We start from the raw sequence: 17,978 nt of genomic DNA on the forward strand, positions 1-17,978 counted from the left end.
ACCGCACCCCGCACACCCCGCACCCCGCACCCCGCACACCCCGCACACCCCACACCCCGGGCCCCAACCCCACCTGAACCCGTACCGAGGAGGACTTCGTCCCATGAGCAACGCCCTGATCGAATCCGAAGAGCACCGCGCGCTGCGTGCGGCCGTGGCCGCCTTGGGCGCCCGCTATGGCCGCTCGTACATGGAAACCGTCGTCCGCGAGGGCAAGCACACCGACGAGTTGTGGGCCGAGGCCGGCAAGCTCGGTTACCTCGGCGTCAATCTGCCCGAAGAGTACGGCGGCGGAGGCGGCGGCATAGCCGAGCTGTCAATCGTCCTCGAAGAGTTGGGCGCAGCAGGCTGCCCGCTGCTCCTCATGGTCGTCTCGCCCGCCATCTGCGGCACCGTCATCGCCCGCTTCGGCACCGAAGACCAAAAGCGGACGTGGCTTCCGGGCCTGGCCGATGGCTCCCGCAAGATGGCCTTCGGCATCACCGAGCCCGACGCGGGCTCCAACTCGCACCGCATCACCACCACCGCACGCAGGGACGGTGACGACTGGTTGCTGACCGGCCGCAAGGTCTTCATCTCGGGCGTGGACATCGCCGACGCGACCATGATCGTCGGCCGTACCGAGGACTCCCGCACCGGCAAGCTCAAGCCCTGCTTGTTCATCGTCCCGCGCGAGGCCCCGGGGTTCGGGTACCGGCAGATCCCGATGGAGGTCTCGGCGCCGGAGAAGCAGTTCGAGCTGACCATCGACGAGGTGCGGCTGCCCGCCGACGCGCTCGTCGGCGACGAGGACGCCGGCCTCCTTCAACTCTTCGCCGGGCTCAACCCCGAGCGCATCATGACCGCGGCCTTTGGCCTCGGTATGGCGCGTTACGCACTGACCACGGCCGTCGATTACGCCACCACACGGCAGGTGTGGAAGACCCCAATCGGCGCCCACCAGGCCATCGCCCACCCGCTGGCCCAATCACACATCGAGCTGGAACTGGCCCGGCTGATGATGCAGAAAGCGGCCTTCCTCTACGATGCGGGCGACGACATGGGGGCTGGGGAGGCGGCCAATATGGCGAAGTACGCGGCAGGGGAGGCGACCGTAAAGGCCGTCGATCAGGCCGTGCACACGCTCGGCGGCAACGGCCTCGCGACGGAGTACGGGCTCGCCTCGCTGATCACCGGCGCGCGGGTGGCGCGCATCGCACCGGTCAGCCGAGAGATGATCCTGAACTTCGTCTCCCACACCACGCTTGGCCTCCCCAAGTCGTACTGATCGACCACGCGCGTACGGGCCCTCCCGGCACGCCGCGGGTGTGCCGGGAGGGCCCGACAGACGAGGAAGGAGGCCGGCGTACCGATGAGCAACGCGCCTGACCAGCGAAACAAGAAGGACCAGCGGGACACGGGGAACCAGCCGAGCCAGGGGGACTCAGCGGCGCCGGCCAGCGAGCAGCCCGAGCCCCCAGCGCCGCAGCCCCTCGTACACCCCGAGCCCCTCGTACGGCGCGGGCACGATCGTGGCATCGCCACGCTCACCCTTGACTCGCCGCACAACCGCAACGCCCTGTCGGCCCGCCTGGTGACCGAACTCCTCGCGGGGCTGCGGGCCGCCGCCGCTGACCCGAACACCCGGGCGGTGCTGCTGAGCCACACCGGCAACACGTTCTGCGCGGGCGCCGACCTGAGCGAGGCGGTATCTGCCGGGGGCACCGGGCCTGCCGGGGGCGCTGCGCCTGTGGGGGCCGCTGTGCCCGCTGGGTCCGCTGGGGGAGCCGTGCCCGCTGGGGGTGCCGCAGCCGACGCAGCCGTCCCCGTAGCGGGCCCGCTCGGCCTCGCCCACCTGATGCGCACCATCGTGGAACTGCCGGTGCCGGTGGTCGCCCGGGTCACCGGACACGTACGGGCCGGCGGCCTCGGGTTGCTGGGCGCGTGTGACATCTCGGCGGCGGGCGACGCGGCGAGCTTCGCTTTCACCGAGGCCAGGCTGGGCCTGGCGCCCGCCGTCATCTCCATGCCACTGCTGCCCCGACTCGACCCACGGGCGGCGGGCCGCTACTACCTCACCGGCGAGCGGTTCGACGCGGCGGAGGCGGCCCGAATCGGCCTGGTGACCCTGGCCGGCGACCCGGACCAGGTCCTTGCGCCGGTCCTGGACGGACTGCGGCGCGGTTCCCCGCAAGGGCTCGCCGAGTCCAAGCGCCTGGCGACCGCCGAGGTGGTACGGGCCTTCGACCGGGACACCGCGGCGCTGGCGCGGCAGTCGGCGCGGCTCTTCGGCTCGGCCGAGGCCCGCGAAGGGATGACCGCGTTCCTGGAACGCCGCGACCCGGCGTGGGCGGTCGCCGCCACGGCCCACGAACCCGCCACACCGCAGACACCACCGGCAGCGTCCGCCACACCGCCGGCGCCGCCGCACGCTGCACCGCCGGCAGCGTCCGCCACATCACCGGCGGCGCCCGCATCGCAGCCGACAGCCTCCGTACCGCAGGCGTCGGTTTCCGCAACCACCGCGGAGGAATCCCGTTGACCACTCGCCCCGCCCTGCGCGACCCGAAGCAGGACCGTAGCCGCGCCACCCGGCAGCGGTTGCTTGAGGCCGCCGTTTCCTGCCTGGCCGAACACGGCTGGGCGGGCTCGACGGTGTCGGTGGTCGCCGAGCGTGCGGGTGTGTCGCGCGGCGCCGCGCAGCACCACTTCCCCACCCGCGAGGACCTGTTCACGGCGGCCGTCGAGCATGTGGCCGAGGAGCGCTCGGCGGCGCTGCGCGCGTTGCTGGCCCACGCCATGAACTCCCCGGACCGCGACGGCCCCGAGCGCACCCATGCCGTCGTGGACGCCCTGATCAGCCTCTATACGGGGCCGCTGTTCCGGGCCGCGCTCCAACTGTGGGTAGCGGCATCCAACGAGCCACAACTGGGCTTCCGAGTCACGGCACTTGAGGCGCGCATCGGCCGCGAGAGCCACCGGATGGCGGTGGAGCTGCTGGGCGCGGACGAGGGCGTTCCGGGCGTACGGGAGACCGTGCAGGGCCTCCTCGACATGGCCCGGGGCTTGGGCCTGGCCAACCTCCTGACGGACGACGCCTCCCGCCGCGAGCGCGTCGTCACCCAGTGGGCCCGGCTGATCCACGAGGTGCTGACGCGGAGTTGAGCGGCGGGCCGCAATCACGGCAACGCGCCGGTAGGCCGCCATGTCGTCTCCACCACGGCACGGCACGGCACGGCGCCCGGCACCGTCACAGGAACGGTGATCCTCCCGCCTGACGTGCGGGCCACCCGGCACGGCCACCCAGCGCCGCCGCGGAGCGGGCACCACGCACGACGGACGAAGCGAGCGGGCGTCACGCACGGCGTACGAAGCCAGTAGGGTGCGCGAGGTGAACAGTGCACCCCAACTCGCCAGTACCTTCCGCCTGATCGTCACCGGAGGAGGCACCGGGGGCCATACCTACCCCGCGCTCACCGCGATCCGCACGCTGCAAGAGCGCCTTTCGGCCGATGGCAGAGCTCTCGACGTCCTGTGGATCGGTACGGCTGCGGGCCTGGAGGCCCGTGTCGCCCCGGCCGAAGGGATCGCGTTCGCCACCGTCGCCACGGGCAAGATCCGCCGGTCCAGCAACCCGCTGAAGATGTTGTCCGCGGCCAACATGAAGGACATGGCACGCGTCCCGCTCGGCGTGGTGCAGGCGAGGAAGCTGGTTGCCGACTTCCGGCCTGACGTCGTACTCGCCACCGGTGGCTACGTCGCCGTACCCGCAGGGCTCGCCGCCCGGATGTGCCGGCGCCCGCTGGTGCTGCACGAGCAGACGGTGCGCTTGGGCCTGGCCAACCGGAAGTTGGCCGGCTCGGCGACGCGGATCGCGGTGTCGTCGGAGTCCTCGCTGCCGCTGCTGCCGGAGGCGGTGCGCGGCCTCGCGGTGGTCACCGGGAACCCGGTGCGCCCGCAGGTGCTGACCGGGCACGCGGACAAGGCAATCGACGCGCTGGGGCTGCACGGCTTCGACCGCCGGCTGCCAACGGTGTACGTCACCGGCGGCGCCCAGGGTGCCCAGCAGATCAACGGCGTCGTCAGCGAAGCGCTGGCGTGGCTGCTGGAGCGCGCGAACGTGATCCACCAGTGCGGCGGGGACAAGGTCGAGGGCCTACGCGAGCACGCGGCCGTACTGCCGCAGGCGCTCCGTAACCGGTACTACCTGACGGGATTCGTCGGGCCGGAGCTGCCCGACGTCCTGGCGCTCGCCGACGTCGTGGTCTCCCGTAGCGGGGCCGGCACGCTCGCCGAGCTGACCGCGCTGGGAAAGCCCGCGGTGTTCATCCCGCTCGCCACATCGGCCGGCAACGAACAGGCGCACAACGCCCGCCACCTGGAGGAGGCCGGCGCCGCCGTCGCCCTGCTCGGTGACGTCACCGCCGACCGGCTGAAAGACGCGCTCGGCCCACTGCTCACCGACGCCGCGCGACGGGAGGCGATGGCGCTACGGGCCCGTGCGCATGGGCGACCCGACGCGGCGGACAGACTCGTGGACGTGATCCTGTCCGCAGCCTCCGACTGACCGCCTGCCCCGTCCGTTACGGGCGCCGTTGGCCGATGCGGGGTGACCCGCGGGGTGTCGGAGCCTGCCGCGCCGCGATGTGCGGACGGCTACGACGTCCGCACATCCGCCCGTTCGCCCGTCCGCTGGGGGCGTGCCGCGCCAACTGGCGGGTTTTCCTGATGTACGCGTCCGGGCGCGCCCGGTATCATCGCGGACACTGTCAGTGATGTGGTGAACACCGGAGGCAGCAGTGGCCCGCGCATGGGAAGCCGACCCGTCTGCGTTATTCGTCAAGCGCCTCGGTAAGTCGGCGGCGGAGCTGGGCAACTCCAAGGATCACGACGAGTGCCCGGACATCTGGCAGCTCAGCAACGGTGACGTTGCTGTGATCGGCCGCGATCTCACCGCGCACTACCGGTCGTGCCTGCCGGCCGAGGTGAAACTGGGGCCGGACGAGCGGTTGGTCGTCATCCCGGGCAACATGCTGAGTGCGGCGAAGGCGGACATCCCTCATGCCTGATCTCCTTGCTCCTGGCCTTCCGGACAAGCTAGGTGAGCGGCTCACACGCGAGGACTACAAGCGGGACTTCCGGGAGCAGCGCGCGGCGATCCGCGAGGGAGAGTCCTGGAAGCTGGAGCGGTTGCAGCACTTCGAGGAGACGAACGACGACAGCCGGGAGGCACTGCGTCAGGGGGACTGGCCAGCAGTGTTGCGGCTGTTCGAGGCCGACCGTGACGCCTTGCTTCGAAGGGCCAGGGACGAAGCGTCGCAGGGGACGGTCTTTCATCGCATTCGTGTGGTGGAGGAGCCGCTGACGCCGTATGTGCAGTGGGAGCTGCACTGGCTACGACTGAGCGCGGAATGCGGGCATTCCGTTCGCGTCCTGCCCGCTGCCGCGGTCGCTGCCGCGGAGGGAGATGCGCTGCTGCCGGAGTTGATTCTTCTGGACAGTCGGGTTCTCTACCGTGTGCTGTACACCGCTGCCGGTCAACCGAACGGGGCGCTCCGCTTCACTGATCCCCACACCGTGCGGAACTGGGCCGCGCATCTGCCGGACCTGTACGCGGCTGCGGAGGACATCCAGCCGTACTTCGACCGTGCCGTGGCCAACCTGCCTCCGCCACCTGCGGCTTGACAGGGCGCATCGATCGACGTGCCTACAGAGGGCGACAAGCGCCCCGGAGACTCGCAGAACGACCTCTCCGGGTCGTCTCGCGATGTCGTACAGGCCGGAAGCGTCAGTGGCGACATCCACTTTCATCAGGTCGCCGCCTCGGGGCCATCGGGGCCCGTCCCACGCCAGCTCCCAGCCGACCTGAACACCTTCGTCAACCGCTCCGACGAACTGGGACAGCTGAACGCGGTGCTTGCCGACCGGAATGGCGGGCGCATCGTCGTCTCCGTCCACGTGGTGGCCGGCACGGCGGGCGCGGGCAAAACCTCGCTGGTCCTGCACTGGGCGCACCAGGTCAAGGACCAGTTCCCCGACGGCCAGCTCTTCGTCAACCTCCGCGGGTACGATCCCGGAGAACCAGTCACAGCCGCGCAGGCACTTCAGCGCTTCCTGCGGGCCCTGGGCGTGGCCCCGGCCGAGGTTCCCCAGGACGTGGACGACGCAGCAGCGATGTATCGCTCACTGATCGCCGACCGCCGCGTCATGATCTTCCTGGACAATGCGGCCACAGTCGGCCAGGTCCGGCCGTTGCTCCCCGGCGGTGGAGACAGCCTCGTGGTGGTCACCAGCCGCAGCCGCCTAGCGGGTCTCTCGGTGCGTGACGGCGCCCGCAGGATCACCCTTGGCACACTTCCGGAGCCGGAGGCAGTCGCTCTGCTGCGCGCGGTCACGAGGGGCTATCGACCCGAGGAAGACGGCGATCAACTGGTGGAACTGGCGCGCCTGTGCGCCCGTCTGCCGCTTGCCCTGCGGATCGCCGCCGAACGGGCCGCCAGTCACCCGCACATGCGACTTGACGATCTCATCAGCGATCTGCGTGATGAATCCGCCCTCTGGGACGCCCTCAGTACCGGAATCGATGACGAGGCCGAAGCCATCCGTACGGTCTTCACCTGGTCCTACCGCGCTCTACCCACGCACTCGGCCCGCCTCTTCCGCCTCCTTGGCCTGCACCCTGGAGCGGCGTTCAGCCTCCCCGCTGCCGCGGCCCTCGGCGAAGCCACACCCAGCCGAACACGCCAGCTACTCGACGATCTGGTCGGTGCCCACCTGCTTGAGCAGACTGCCCCGGACCGGTTTCAGTTCCACGACCTCCTACGCGCGTACGCGACCGATCTCGCGCAGGCAGAGGAGTTGTCCGACCAAAGGCAAGCCGCGCGACGACGCGTCCTGAGCTGGTACCTCCACACCGCCGACGCCGCCCAGACGTGGCTCTATCCGTCAGAGGACCACCTGCCACTGCCTGGACCCTTGCCGCAAGTGACGCCCCTCGTTTTCACCGACTACAACGCCGCCGCCGACTGGTCCGAACGAGAACAAGGCAACTTCCTCCCTGTCGTGCGCGCCGCCGCGCGAGACGGAATGGACGAGACGGCTTGGCAGTTGGCCACCATCCTGTGGTTCGCACGTCCCGCCTCCTCGTCGGAGCGGGACTGGCTGGAAGTGGGCCGAGTCGGATTGGAGGCAGCGACGAGACGAGAAGACCAAAGAGCACAGACTCGTCTGCTCATCAACATGGGTATCGCGCACAGGGCTCTGAACAATTTCTCCGAGGGCTTGGACGCTTTGGAGCGGGCCGTCACGTTGGCTCACAGCTCGCAGAGCCGGTTCGACGAGGCCCAAGCCCTCAACCTCATAGGACTGATCTATCTACGACAGCGCGAACTCGACCTGGCAGAGGCGCATTTCGGTCGGGCCATGTTCGCCTTCCGAGACCTGGCACATGTTCAACGAGCCGCCACCGCACTGTCCAACATCGCCAGCACTCGCCTGAGCGCCGGCCGCTTGCCTGAGGCTGCCTCGGTCATCGACGAGGCGCTTGCCGCACACCGGGCCCTGGCCGATCGTGGTGGTGAAGGCAACCTCCTTCGGATCGCAGCCGCCCTGCGACTCGAAGAAGGCGACGCGGATGCTGCCCGGCGATCCATCGACCAGGCTCTCGACATCGCGCTCGCCCTCCGCGACCACACCAGGGAAGGCTTCTGGCTCCTCACCCTCGGTGACATCCAGCGCACCACCGCCGACTACGGCGACGCCCTGACCTCCTACCAGCGCTCCGCCATGCTCCACCGACGCCTTGGCGACCGCAGCCGCGAGGCGCTGGCCTGGCGCGGCACGGGCCAGACGTATGCCGCGATGGACCGCCACGGCGAGGCCACCGCCTTCCACCGCCAGGCCATGGCCGTTCACCGCGACCTAGGGGACACCTGGCAACTCGCCCTGGAACTCGACCACCTGGCCGCAGCCGCTCACCCGGAGGACTCGGGGACTGCCCGTGGCCACTGGAGCGAGGCCCTGACCCACCTGACCCCCTACACCGACCCCCGGGCCACGTCCCTCCGCTCCCGCATCCAGGGGTTGCTGACCCAAGCTGCCGGTTGACGGCGTCGCTGCTCTACCGCACCAATGGGGCTTGTACGTGCGTGAGGGGGGCTGGAGGGCGTACGGGCAAGCGGCCCCCCCACCCCTCCCAATCGACAGAGGTAGGGCCCGTGCACCGCCCTCACATCACTCACGCCGCGGAGCGCTCGGTGAGGGGGCGGCGCCGCAAGGCGGTCTCGGCCAGTGTTCGCGGGGGGAATGAGGCCATGGGGTTGTACAGGTTCGTCCCGGGCGGCACGATTTTGTCGATCCGGTCGAGGGCCGCATCGTCCAAGGTGAGCGCGGCGCCCTTGAGTAGCCCCTCCAACTGCTCCATGGTCCGCGGTCCGATGATGGCCGAGGTGACGGCGGGATGGGCCACGGTGAAGGCCACGGCGAGCTGCGGAAGGGTACAGCCGATGCTCGTCGCGAGTTCGACGAGCTGTTCTACGGCGTCGAGCTTGGCGGTGGTCGCGGCGAGCTCGGGATCGAACAGAGCCGGTCGGAGCGCGGCGCGGCCGACGCCCAGGTCGATCGGCTGGCCCTTGCGGTGCTTGCCGGTGAGGAACCCGAAGGCGAGGGGACTCCAGACCAGTACCCCCATCCCGTAGCGCTCGCAGACGGGCAGGAGCGAGGTTTCGATCCCGCGGGCCAGAATCGAGTAGGGCGGCTGGCCGGTACGGAAGCGTCCGAGGCTGCGACGCTCGGAGGCGTGGTGCGCCTCGACGATCTCGGCGGCCTGGTAGTTCGAGCAACCGAAGGCGCGGATCTTCCCCTGGCGCACGAGGTCGCTGAGTACCGAGAGCGTCTCCTCGATGTCAGTGGAGTGGTCGGGGAAGTGGACCTGGTAGAGGTCGATCCAGTCAGTGTTCAGGCGCCGGAGGCTGTCCTCGACCGCCGTGAGGACCCAACGCCGTGAGTTACCACGGCGGTTGCGGCCCTCGCCCATCTGAAAGTGGACCTTGGTGGCGAGTACGACGTCGTCGCGGCGTTCCCGCAGCGCCTTTCCGACGATCTCCTCGGACTCGCCCTGTCCGTACATGTCGGCGGTGTCTATGAAGTTGATTCCCTGGTCGAGGGCCGCGTGGATGATGCGGACACAGTCGTCGTGATCGGGGTTGCAGCCGTCCTGGAACATCATGGTTCCAAGACAGTGGACGCTGACCTCGATACCGGTTTTGCCCAGAGTGCGATATCGCATGGTGATGCCCCTTACTCGTTCAACTCAACACGCAGAGCGACAGAAGAGCCGGTCGCACGAGGGACCCTAGAATCTAGACCCGGCTCTAGATCAACCCCGTTACCCTGACCGGCATGGTGGAGAGCGCAATGAGCCTGAGCATCGGACAGGTCGCCGAACGCACCGGCTTGAGCGTCCACGCGCTGCGCTTCTACGAGCGTGAGGGCCTCTTCGTCAATCCCGTGCGACGCGGACCCAGCGGGCGCCGCATCTATAGCGAGGACGACGTCGATTGGCTGACCGTCTGCATCATCCTCCGCGCATCAGGCATGCCCCTGCCCGTGCTCAGCCGCTACGCCGACCTCGTCAGAGAGGGCGCCGGTACCGAGGAAGAACGCCTCACCCTCATGCGTGAGCACCAAGCACGTGTCACCACCCAGATCGGCAGGCTCACCGAGTCCCTGGACCTGATCAGGTTCAAGGTCGCGGTGTACGAGGACCTCGTGGACCAAGGCGCCGCCGCCCACCAATGTCACGCCCCTTCCCCTGCGGCGGGCGAAGAAGGCACGCCACTGCTTCGTCAGGAAGCAGTGGTCGAGTGACTGGCGGGCGTTGGCCAGTTACGCCGCATGGTTACGCGTCGAAGTTCCCGGCCTTTACGTCGGCCACGAACGCTGCCCAGGCTGGCGTGTCGAAGGCCAGGGCGGGGCCGTGGGGGTTCTTGCTGTCGCGGACGGGGATGGTGCCGTACGTGGCGAGGTTGGCCGCGACCTCGACGCATTCGCCGCCGTTGCTGGAGTAGCTGGACTTGGTCCAGCGGGGTTCGGTCATCACGGGGTGCCCTCTCGTCGGTTCCGGGTCAGGGTCACGGACGAGGGCTGGGAGCGCGCGTGCCTCGGCCTGTGACTGAGGTTAGGCCGCCGGTGGGGGTGTCGCGGAAGTGGTCTACCGGCCCAACTGGTCGCGTATGCGCGCGCGGTCCGGCGCGTACGGGCAAGCGAAAGCCCCCGCCTGTCTCAAACCGAGAGCGACGGGGGCCTGTTGCGCCGCATGGTTACGCGTCGAAGTTCCCGGCCTTTACGCCGGCAACGAACGCCGACCAGGCCGCCGTGTCGAAGGCCAGGGCGGGGCCCTGCGGGTCCTTGCTGTCGCGGACGGGGACGGTGCCGTGTGCGGCGAGGTTGGCGGCGACCTCAACGCAGTTGCCGCCGTTGTCGCTGTAGGAGGACTTGATCCAGCGGGGGGTGTCGGTCGTCACGAAGCGCCCTTTCGTACCTGGTTGATCATGGCCACAGATTCGGCCTGCGACAGGCATTCGGCCTGTAGCCGATGGTAGTCCGCCAGTGCGGCCAGCACGAAGCCGCTTTCGCGCTCCAGGTGTCCTTGAGCGTGGGACTCCATGTACGCGACCATGCTCCGGTCCGACAGTGTCAGCAGGTTGATCGGCAGGTTGAACGGTCGCCGCTCACCGATGATGTACGGGGCGATCTGGAGCATGGAGTTCGGCAACGCGGCGAATCTCACCAGGCGCTCAAGTTGCTCGCTCATCACCTCGTCGCCTGCGACTGGACGACGAATGCAGCTCTCGTCCATCACCACCATCATCGTAGGCGGACGGTTCCGTACGAGCGCCGCTTGTCGCTCTGCCAGGAATGAGACGCGCTCGGTGGCGTGTTCGGGCGTGATGGTGCCCCGTCGCACGTGACCGTTCGCCAGCGCGCTCGCGTACCCGGGTGTCTGAAGTAAGCCCGGAATGATCCCGATCTCGAACAGCCGGATCTCGACCGCGCGTCCCTCCAAGCCGATGTACTCCGGAAACCCTTCCAGCAGCGCCCCATGCCGGATGTCGCGCCACTCGCGCTCGAACGACTCGGCGGTGTGGGCCACGCCGAAAGCACTATCGGCTTTGCGCGAGAACGGAAGGGTCGGCGGTTTCCTCGCAGTTTCCACAGCCGAAATATGCTGGCTGGAACATTCCAAGCGCTCGGCGAACTGCTCCTGCGTCCAGCCGCGATTCTCCCGCATCCTTCGCACGCGGGCCCCGAAGGCCGCTCGCGGGCTGCTCTCGGGGTTCAGTTCCTTGCGGTTGACCATGACCGCCCCATTCCTTCCTTCGCTTCGGATTACTTGAAGGGTTACTCAGCGTGGGCCACGCTGATGCCCCCCGGTAGTGATGTCGCTACGGAGAGGAGCGGTTCCTCTATGTCTTCCACCCCTGCCCCCACACCGCCCGATGCCAAGCTGGCCGCGCTGCTCGCCCAGCACGACCGCGCGGCCCGGGAAGCCCCGCAGTCAGCCGTGCGGCCAAACCCGCAGGCACCCCCGCAGCCCAAGATGCAGCCAAACATGCAGGCCAACTCCCTAGCGGACGAGCTCCGTTCGTGCGTGAAGTGCCGCGCCACTCGGATGGTTGCCGAACAGGCGAAGGCGCTCCGAAGCACCATTCAGCACCGTATGGCCATCGAGGCCCTGCATGTCCACCGGAGTCGCGAACACCCCCCGAACGAGGGTGATTTCGCGTGATCACGCACCTGATCTTCGAAGGCACGCACCGTGTCGTCGTGCGCGGCGTCGCACTCCGCTTCTTCCGATGGACCGACGACGCCTGGGCGCCGGTCACCGACACCGAGTTCCAACAGGCCTACGAGATTGCCCTCTTCGACCCGCAGGCACTGGCTAAGGACGTACTGCGCCCCAACGCGCGACGCGTCGAGCGAGCAACCACTGAAGGCTGGTTCTGGTGGGACGGGGGCCACTCGGCCGGGCTGTGCACCTTCGACGACAGGAGCCCCGCGGAATGCGCCGGAATGACCCTGATCATGGACGAGGCGAGCCCCTGATGCCCAACCAAGTCTGGGTCCACCTGCTGGTGTGGCATCCCGCCGACCCGTCCAACCCGCTCGACGTCAGCCAGTCCTGGCCCCGCGTCCTCCAGGTCGTCAAGGACGGCGCGATCGGGCCCCCGGGCGTCACCCTCCAACCGGGCGAGGCAATTCCGTACGCTGTCGGCCGCGTTGCCACAGCTCTGGGGCTCCAGTCTCCGGAACCGCCCCGACTGCTCGCCGTAGACCAACAACCGGCCGAACATGGCCTGTTGGAGCAGGTGGCCATGGTGTTCGACGGTGGCTGGCTGGCCGTGGACCCGCCGCCTCGCGGAAACTGCGGACGGTCCCACACGGTGTGGACGCCCATGCACGAGGTCGGCCGCGTCGCCCTGGTCCACGCGTTCCGCGGCCTGCGGGCCGGTGGGTGCACGTCAACGGTGCTGTGGCGCGGGGACATGCCCACCGGGCGCGGCGGCAGAACCCGGCCGCACCCCAGGTCAGCGCCGAGCCCGGGCTGGGGGCTGGGGCCGGGGCCGGGCCAGGTGTGAACCGGGACCGGGGACCGGGCACGCGGCCTTTGGACGCCCCGGACTCAGACCGGAACGACCCGGCCCCCGGACCCGAACGATGCACCCGCACCCGCACCCGTACCCCAACGCGCGGCCCCGCTGGGCCACCCGCTCACAGCCCGGCGAGCGTGATCTCCACCGTCTCCAGGAATGCGTCCCGGTCGTCGCTCGCCTGCGCCAGCACTCGTAGCCCGTAGTACGTGCTCTGCACCTGCCGGGCCAGGGCTCGCGCGCTGCGATCGGAGCGGATCTCCCCGGTGCCCTGCCCGAGCGTCAGCACGGCACACAACTCGTCTTCTACGCGGGCGAAGTTGTGCCGTACCTCGTCCCTGATCTCCGGGTCGAACGCGGCCACCTCGACGGCGGAGTTGACGGCGAAGCAGCCGCGCGGCTCATCGGGGGCGAGGTCGGCGTCGATGGCCTGGAGCATCAGGGCGCGCAGCCGAGCCCGTACGGGCCCTGGCTGCTGGAGTACCTCGACCTGGCGCGCGGTGGCGGTCTCGCAGTATCGGTGCAGCGCGCGTACGTAGAGCTGCTGCTTGCCGCCGAAGGTGTTGTACAGGCTCGACGGGCCGAGCCCGGTGCGCTGGCTCAGCTCGCGGGTCGAGGTGGCCTCGTACCCGTTGCGCCAAAACGTCTCCATCGCCGCGTCAACGACACGTCCCTCGTCGAACCCACGTGGCCTGGCCATGACCTCACGTTAAGGGTTGTGGAGCGGCCGTACAAAACATGTAGGTACGGTCCCTGCTCGGGCGGTCGGGCATCGGTCAGGTACCCGTGTGGGTCAGCGCGGCGCGGCGCGGGCCCCCGGCGGGGGTGCTGCCGGTGTCGCCTGGGACCGGGGGAGAGGTGACCGCCGGTGCCGGGGTACGGCCGCTCAGCCGCCACGCCCAGAGCGTGGCGAGGCATCCGGTGGCGGCCAGCGCGACACCCACCCAGGCCACCGAGGCGAAGCCGTGCCCGGTGCTGATGACCAGGCCGCCCAGCATCGGGGCCAGCGTGTTGCCGACGTTGAACGCGGCCGTGTTGGTGGCGCCGACCAGCGTCGGGGCCTCGGGCGCCAGGGCGTACACGCGCGCCTGGAGAGCCGGGTTGGTGACCCAGGCGACGAAACCGAGGAAGAAGACGAGGACGACGGTGACCGCCGTATGCCGCGCCGTGAGCGCGATCAGCGCCGAGACGATCATGAGTCCCACCAGCCCCCAAAGAAGGGTGCGCAGCGGATGCGTCTGCGCCCACCGGCTGCCGAGCGTGATGCCAAGCAGCCCGCCGACACCGAACAGCGCCAACACGCCGGGCACCCAGGCATCGGCGAGCCCGCTCACCTCGGTCAGCACGGATGCCAGATAGCTGAAGGTGACGATGACCGCGCCGAAGGTGAACGCGGTGATCGCGTACGAGAGCCAGAGGTGTGGCCGTTTCATGCCGCGCAGTTCGGCCCGCGCCGAGCGCGGCGGTTCGCCGTCCGCCCGGCCGCCCGGGATGGCGAAGGCCGTCCACAGCAGGCTGACCATGGTCGCCGCCGCCACCGCCCAGAACGCGGCGCGCCACCCCGCGTACTGGCTCAGCAAGGTGCCCGCCGGCACACCGACGATGGTGGCCAGGGTCAGCCCTCCGGCGACGGTGGCGACGGCCTTGCCGGTGGAGCCCGGCGGTACCAGGCTCACCGCCGTGGCCAGCGCGACGCCGAAGCACCCGGCGTAGACGAGGGCGCTGATCACGCGGGTGGCGAACAGCAGCTCGTAAGTCGTCGCCATGGCGCCCACGATGTGCGCGAGGACGAAGACGCCCTGGAGGGCGACCAGGGCGGTGCGGCGGGGCCAGCGGAGCGTGGTGATCGCCAGCAGGGGCGCGCCGATGACCATGCCGACGGCGAAGGCGGAGATCAGCAGTCCGGCAGCGGGGATGGAGACGCCCAGGTCATCGGCCAGGTCGGGAAGGAGTCCGGAGAGCATGAACTCCGAAGTTCCCTGAGTGAATATGCCAAAGCCGAGGACGTAGACGGATAGTGGCATGGCGGGTCCTTTGGTGGGTCCGATACGAGGTGGGAGCGGCGGCCTGAGTTGTGGAGCGTGCGCTTCAAAAGGTGGGTGCGAGGGTGCGCCGCCCGTGCGCCGGTTCGGACCTTAACATGTTCTGTAGCGTGCGCTTCAAAATCCCTGGGTCGGGATGCGCCGCTCCTGGACGTACAGCGGCGGACCCCGCCCGTGGCCCAGCGCACGGCGGGCGCCGGCCACGCAAAGGGCGGCGCACCAGCAGGTGCACCGCCCGGGCGTAAGGCCGTGGCGCCGTGGCGCCGTAACGCGGGGCGCCGTAACGCGCAGCGCCGAAGCGCCGTCGCGAAATGGCTCAGCGCGAGATGTCGGCGTATCCGACGATGTCGCGCGGGCTGCGCGAGCTGGGTCCCGTGTAGAGCGCCGAGGGCCGGACCAGCCGCCCGGTGCGCTTCTGTTCCAGGATGTGCGCGCTCCATCCGGCCGTACGGGCACAGGTGAACATCGAGGTGAACATGTGCGCCGGAACCTCCGCGAAGTCCAGGACGATCGCGGCCCAGAACTCGACGTTGGTGGCTAGCACCCGGTCGGGCCGGCGCGCGTGCAGTTCTTCAAGCGCGGCCTTCTCCAGCGCCTCGGCCACCTCGAAGCGGGGTGCGCCCAGCTCCCTGGCCGTGCGGCGCAGGACGCGGGCGCGCGGGTCCTCGGCGCGGTAGACCCGGTGCCCGAAGCCCATCAGCCGCTCGCCGCGGTCGAGCGCGCCCTTGACGTACGCGGTCGCGTCGCCGGTGCGCTCGATCTCTTCAATCATGCCGAGCACGCGGGAAGGGGCACCGCCGTGCAGCGGGCCCGACATGGCGCCCACCGCGCCGGAGAGCGCCGCGGCGACGTCGGAGCCGGTGGAGGCGATGACGCGAGCGGTGAAGGTGGAGGCGTTCATGCCGTGCTCGGCGGCCGACGTCCAGTACGCGTCCACGGCGGCGACATGCTTGGGGTCGGGCTCGCCGCGCCAGCGCTTCATGAAGCGCTCCACAACGGTCTCGGCCTTGTCGATCTCCTTCTGCGGCACCATCGGCAGGCCCTGGCCGCGTGCCGACTGCGCCACGTACGACAGCGCCATCACGGCCGCGCGCGCCAGGTCGTCGCGGGCCTGCGCCTCGTCAATGTCCAGGAGTGGTTTAAGGCCCCACACCGGCGCCAACATGGCCAGCGCGGACTGCACATCGACGCGGATATCACCGGAGTGGACCGGGATCGGGAACGGCTCGGCGGGCGGCAGCCCGGGATTGAACGCACCGTCCACCAGCAGGCCCCACACGTTCCCGAAGGAGACTTGCCCCACCAGGTCTTCAATGTCCACGCCGCGATAGCGGAGGGCGCCGCCTTCCTTGTCGGGCTCGGCGATCTCTGTTTCGAACGCGACGACTCCTTCAAGTCCGGGTACGAAGTCGGACATCAGGCGGCTCCTCTGGTGTGGTGGACAACGCGGCTTGTGACCAAATTGTCATTGTTTCAACATGTAGGAGAGCCGGGACGACTCCTCGGCCGCTCGGCGCGGCTCGCGGTCCGTATCGGCTGCCCCTGGCAGTGGCCCCGAGCGACCTGGTGGTCACCCAGTCGTGCGCGGAGTCAGGCCAGGAAGGTGTGTGGTGCGGCTCTGTGCGGAACCGGACACGATAGCTGGTGGTATCCGGAGGCCACAGTGGGCCAGTCGATGATTTTGGCGGGTTCGTCACCTGCGGGGAAGCGTGAGAAGAGGCACACTCCCCCCTTCCACCCGGGAGGGTTACGCGGACGCGAGCCGGGGCAGCGTCAAGGGGCGTTCCGGGGATGCTGCAAGATATGCGCGTGTCCCATGCCGACCCGCAGCAGCAGCGTGTACATGACCCCGCCGACATGCGCGAGCAGTACCGCGGCGCGGGGCTCTCGGAAACCGACCTCGCGACCACCCCCTTTGCCCAGTTCACCCGCTGGTTCGAGGAGGCGGTGACCAGCGGACTGCACGAGCCGAACGCGATGGTCGTCTCCACCGTCGATGCGGCGGGGAGCCCGCACTCTCGTACGGTCCTACTGAAGGGCTACGACGAACGCGGCTTCGTCTTCTTCACCAACTACCGCTCTCGCAAGGGCCGCGAACTAGCCGCCAACCCCGCCATCTCCCTGCTGTTCCCGTGGCACTCGCTGGCCCGGCAGGTCATCATCACCGGCGTCGCGGAGCGCACCGGGCGGGACGAGACGGCGGCGTACTTCCGTACCCGGCCACACGGCTCCCAACTGGGCACCTGGGCGAGCAGACAATCCGAGGTGATCGGCTCCCGCGCCGAACTCGACCGGATGTACGCCGAACTCGCCGACCGCTACCCGCCCGACGAACAGGTTCCGGTCCCCACGGAATGGGGCGGCTTTCGCGTCATCCCCCACACGGTGGAGTTCTGGCAGGGCCGCGCCAATCGCCTCCACGACCGTCTGTGCTACCTCCGCGACGCCGCCCAACCCTTCACGGCACCCGGTGAATCCGTCGCGACACCTGCTGAACCCGCCGATGCCGTCGCCCGCGCCAACTCCTGGCGTACGGAACGGCTTTGCCCGTAGCGATTCTTCCGTAACGGTGCTGCCGTAACGGCGCTCCCGTAACAGCTCTCGCGTAACGGTTCTCCACAGCGCCGAGCTGGCCGGGTCGGGCGCGCGCCGAGCGGGCTCGGCCACCCGGCGGGACGCCAAGACGAGAGAGCCCGACCATCCGCGGGACACAAAAAAGCGACCCGCGAGTCGCTTCCCGGTGCGCCTGGTGACGCACCGGGGCCGGTCGGACGAACCGGCGACTCGCGGGTCGGGTGACTGCTCGGGATTGGCCAGCCGCACACAGCTCTCGCGTGCGCGTCCGGCATTGCGCTGCTTCCCCCACCGCGCTCTGCGCAGCGAAGGCGGGGGGAAGACGGATGCGACAGCGGACGACTAGCCCGCAGTCACCTCACGCGTCCGGATCTTGTACATCGGCCGAACCACCTCCCTTCTCGTGTGCTCCACAGCTTAGGAACCGTCCCTGCGCCCTCACAACCGAATTTCCGGCAGGCAACGATTTCGCCGAAGGTGGTGTGGTGCGCGTCACGTTCGAGTTCAATATCTGGTCGTGCGGCAGTCGTGCCCCGGTCGTGCGGTACGTAGCGTGCCGCGCCCGCCACGCGCGTCGTTCGGCTTAAGCAGCCACGTCCAGCAGGGGGTGTCCGGTGACCGCTTCGCAACGTTCCGACCCCGCTCGTCCCTCGGACTCTTCGGGCTCATCCGGCCCCTTGAGATCCTCGGGTTCCCCACACGCGTCCGACTCCGCCGACGATCCACAGGCCAG

18 protein-coding genes and 1 pseudogene are annotated in these 17,978 nt (G+C 69.3%); 12 read left to right on the top strand and 7 right to left on the bottom strand.

The window, feature by feature from the left end; genetic code table 11:
* Nucleotides 1-103 precede the first annotated feature (103 nt).
* From FHS42_RS08070 to FHS42_RS08100, 7 genes and pseudogenes are all read left to right on the top strand, one after another.
* Nucleotides 104-1,267: an acyl-CoA dehydrogenase family protein gene (locus tag FHS42_RS08070; RefSeq protein ID WP_184570302.1), complete on the top strand. Its 1,164-nt coding sequence runs from the start codon at nucleotides 104-106 to the stop codon at nucleotides 1,265-1,267.
* A 249-nt stretch (nucleotides 1,268-1,516) separates the two neighbouring features.
* Nucleotides 1,517-2,335: pseudogene (locus FHS42_RS08075) on the top strand (enoyl-CoA hydratase-related protein); the annotation flags it as partial.
* A gap of 182 nt (nucleotides 2,336-2,517) precedes the next feature.
* Nucleotides 2,518-3,144 carry a TetR/AcrR family transcriptional regulator gene (locus FHS42_RS08080; protein ID WP_184570304.1) on the top strand — a complete coding sequence of 209 codons (627 nt, stop codon included), beginning with the start codon at nucleotides 2,518-2,520 and terminating at the stop codon, nucleotides 3,142-3,144.
* 226 nt (nucleotides 3,145-3,370) lie between these two features.
* On the top strand, nucleotides 3,371-4,546 hold the full coding sequence (locus FHS42_RS08085) for a UDP-N-acetylglucosamine--N-acetylmuramyl-(pentapeptide) pyrophosphoryl-undecaprenol N-acetylglucosamine transferase (protein WP_184570306.1): 1,176 nt from the start codon (nucleotides 3,371-3,373) through the stop codon (nucleotides 4,544-4,546).
* A 232-nt stretch (nucleotides 4,547-4,778) separates the two neighbouring features.
* Entirely contained in the window at nucleotides 4,779-5,048 is a 270-nt protein-coding gene (locus tag FHS42_RS08090) for a hypothetical protein (RefSeq protein WP_184570308.1), read from the top strand.
* Nucleotides 5,041-5,664 (top strand): DUF6879 family protein, encoded by a 624-nt coding sequence (locus tag FHS42_RS08095; RefSeq protein ID WP_184570311.1) that lies wholly within the window; start codon nucleotides 5,041-5,043, stop codon nucleotides 5,662-5,664. The genes FHS42_RS08090 and FHS42_RS08095 overlap by 8 nt, the downstream gene beginning before the upstream one ends.
* A gap of 18 nt (nucleotides 5,665-5,682) precedes the next feature.
* Nucleotides 5,683-8,085, top strand: a complete 2,403-nt coding sequence (locus tag FHS42_RS08100; protein ID WP_312866770.1) for an ATP-binding protein — start codon at nucleotides 5,683-5,685, stop codon at nucleotides 8,083-8,085.
* 130 nt (nucleotides 8,086-8,215) lie between these two features.
* Here FHS42_RS08100 and FHS42_RS08105 read toward each other — a convergent pair whose 3' ends face one another.
* Nucleotides 8,216-9,265 carry an aldo/keto reductase gene (locus tag FHS42_RS08105; protein ID WP_184570325.1) on the bottom strand — a complete coding sequence of 350 codons (1,050 nt, stop codon included), beginning with the start codon at nucleotides 9,263-9,265 and terminating at the stop codon, nucleotides 8,216-8,218.
* A 113-nt stretch (nucleotides 9,266-9,378) separates the two neighbouring features.
* On the opposite strand from FHS42_RS08105, the gene FHS42_RS08110 reads away from it, so the two are divergent.
* On the top strand, nucleotides 9,379-9,846 hold the full coding sequence (locus tag FHS42_RS08110; protein ID WP_184570327.1) for a MerR family transcriptional regulator: 468 nt from the start codon (nucleotides 9,379-9,381) through the stop codon (nucleotides 9,844-9,846).
* Between the two features lie 31 nt (nucleotides 9,847-9,877).
* On the opposite strand, the gene FHS42_RS08115 is transcribed toward FHS42_RS08110, so the two are convergent.
* From FHS42_RS08115 to FHS42_RS08125, 3 genes are all read right to left on the bottom strand, one after another.
* On the bottom strand, nucleotides 9,878-10,075 hold the full coding sequence (locus FHS42_RS08115; protein ID WP_184570329.1) for a DUF397 domain-containing protein: 198 nt from the start codon (nucleotides 10,073-10,075) through the stop codon (nucleotides 9,878-9,880).
* A gap of 223 nt (nucleotides 10,076-10,298) precedes the next feature.
* A complete protein-coding gene (locus tag FHS42_RS08120) occupies nucleotides 10,299-10,502 on the bottom strand; it encodes a DUF397 domain-containing protein (RefSeq protein WP_184570331.1) in 204 nt (67 codons plus the stop codon).
* The gene (locus FHS42_RS08125; protein ID WP_184570333.1) at nucleotides 10,499-11,338 is read right to left on the bottom strand and encodes a helix-turn-helix domain-containing protein; all 840 of its coding nucleotides are present in this window, start codon (nucleotides 11,336-11,338) and stop codon (nucleotides 10,499-10,501) included. The genes FHS42_RS08120 and FHS42_RS08125 overlap by 4 nt, the downstream gene beginning before the upstream one ends.
* 108 nt (nucleotides 11,339-11,446) lie before the next feature.
* On the opposite strand from FHS42_RS08125, the gene FHS42_RS08130 reads away from it, so the two are divergent.
* Genes FHS42_RS08130 through FHS42_RS08140 form a run of 3 tightly spaced genes read left to right on the top strand, consistent with a single transcriptional unit; the run spans nucleotide 11,447 to nucleotide 12,617 of the window.
* Nucleotides 11,447-11,767 carry a hypothetical protein gene (locus FHS42_RS08130; protein WP_184570335.1) on the top strand — a complete coding sequence of 107 codons (321 nt, stop codon included), beginning with the start codon at nucleotides 11,447-11,449 and terminating at the stop codon, nucleotides 11,765-11,767.
* A complete protein-coding gene (locus FHS42_RS08135) occupies nucleotides 11,764-12,084 on the top strand; it encodes a hypothetical protein (protein WP_184570336.1) in 321 nt (106 codons plus the stop codon). The genes FHS42_RS08130 and FHS42_RS08135 overlap by 4 nt, the downstream gene beginning before the upstream one ends.
* Nucleotides 12,084-12,617: an NUDIX hydrolase gene (locus FHS42_RS08140; protein ID WP_184570338.1), complete on the top strand. Its 534-nt coding sequence runs from the start codon at nucleotides 12,084-12,086 to the stop codon at nucleotides 12,615-12,617. Before FHS42_RS08135 ends, FHS42_RS08140 begins: the two co-directional genes overlap by 1 nt.
* A gap of 133 nt (nucleotides 12,618-12,750) precedes the next feature.
* Here the strand turns inward: FHS42_RS08140 and FHS42_RS08145 are convergent, their stop codons facing one another.
* The 3 genes from FHS42_RS08145 to FHS42_RS08155 form a co-directional block, all read right to left on the bottom strand.
* Nucleotides 12,751-13,329, bottom strand: coding sequence for a TetR/AcrR family transcriptional regulator (locus FHS42_RS08145; protein WP_184570340.1), 579 nt, complete (start codon nucleotides 13,327-13,329; stop codon nucleotides 12,751-12,753).
* Nucleotides 13,330-13,405: 76 nt separating this feature from the next.
* On the bottom strand, nucleotides 13,406-14,653 hold the full coding sequence (locus FHS42_RS08150) for a Cmx/CmrA family chloramphenicol efflux MFS transporter (RefSeq protein ID WP_184570342.1): 1,248 nt from the start codon (nucleotides 14,651-14,653) through the stop codon (nucleotides 13,406-13,408).
* A 334-nt stretch (nucleotides 14,654-14,987) separates the two neighbouring features.
* Nucleotides 14,988-16,088, bottom strand: a complete 1,101-nt coding sequence (locus FHS42_RS08155) for a citrate synthase 2 (RefSeq protein WP_184570344.1) — start codon at nucleotides 16,086-16,088, stop codon at nucleotides 14,988-14,990.
* Between the two features lie 386 nt (nucleotides 16,089-16,474).
* Here FHS42_RS08155 and pdxH point away from each other — a divergent pair, with 386 nt between their 5' ends.
* Complete coding sequence (gene pdxH, locus FHS42_RS08160) at nucleotides 16,475-17,224, top strand: pyridoxamine 5'-phosphate oxidase (protein WP_246494370.1); 750 nt, start codon at nucleotides 16,475-16,477, stop codon at nucleotides 17,222-17,224.
* The last annotated feature ends 754 nt before the right edge of the window (nucleotides 17,225-17,978 follow it).

The organism is Streptomyces zagrosensis (assembly GCF_014203645.1).
GTDB classification, from domain to species: domain Bacteria; phylum Actinomycetota; class Actinomycetes; order Streptomycetales; family Streptomycetaceae; genus Streptomyces; species Streptomyces zagrosensis.

Excerpts from the sequence above, each read along its gene's own strand:
- FHS42_RS08070 (WP_184570302.1), top strand. The coding sequence starts at position 104 with ATGAGCAACGCCCTGATCGAATCCGAAGAGCACCGCGCGCTGCGTGCG.
- FHS42_RS08095 (WP_184570311.1), top strand. The coding sequence starts at position 5,041 with ATGCCTGATCTCCTTGCTCCTGGCCTTCCGGACAAGCTAGGTGAGCGG.
- FHS42_RS08105 (WP_184570325.1), bottom strand. The coding sequence starts at position 9,265 with ATGCGATATCGCACTCTGGGCAAAACCGGTATCGAGGTCAGCGTCCAC.
- FHS42_RS08110 (WP_184570327.1), top strand. The coding sequence starts at position 9,379 with ATGGTGGAGAGCGCAATGAGCCTGAGCATCGGACAGGTCGCCGAACGC.
- FHS42_RS08115 (WP_184570329.1), bottom strand. The coding sequence starts at position 10,075 with ATGACCGAACCCCGCTGGACCAAGTCCAGCTACTCCAGCAACGGCGGC.
- FHS42_RS08125 (WP_184570333.1), bottom strand. The coding sequence starts at position 11,338 with ATGGTCAACCGCAAGGAACTGAACCCCGAGAGCAGCCCGCGAGCGGCC.
- FHS42_RS08130 (WP_184570335.1), top strand. The coding sequence starts at position 11,447 with ATGTCTTCCACCCCTGCCCCCACACCGCCCGATGCCAAGCTGGCCGCG.
- FHS42_RS08140 (WP_184570338.1), top strand. The coding sequence starts at position 12,084 with ATGCCCAACCAAGTCTGGGTCCACCTGCTGGTGTGGCATCCCGCCGAC.
- FHS42_RS08145 (WP_184570340.1), bottom strand. The coding sequence starts at position 13,329 with ATGGCCAGGCCACGTGGGTTCGACGAGGGACGTGTCGTTGACGCGGCG.
- FHS42_RS08150 (WP_184570342.1), bottom strand. The coding sequence starts at position 14,653 with ATGCCACTATCCGTCTACGTCCTCGGCTTTGGCATATTCACTCAGGGA.
- FHS42_RS08155 (WP_184570344.1), bottom strand. The coding sequence starts at position 16,088 with ATGTCCGACTTCGTACCCGGACTTGAAGGAGTCGTCGCGTTCGAAACA.
- pdxH (WP_246494370.1), top strand. The coding sequence starts at position 16,475 with ATGCGCGTGTCCCATGCCGACCCGCAGCAGCAGCGTGTACATGACCCC.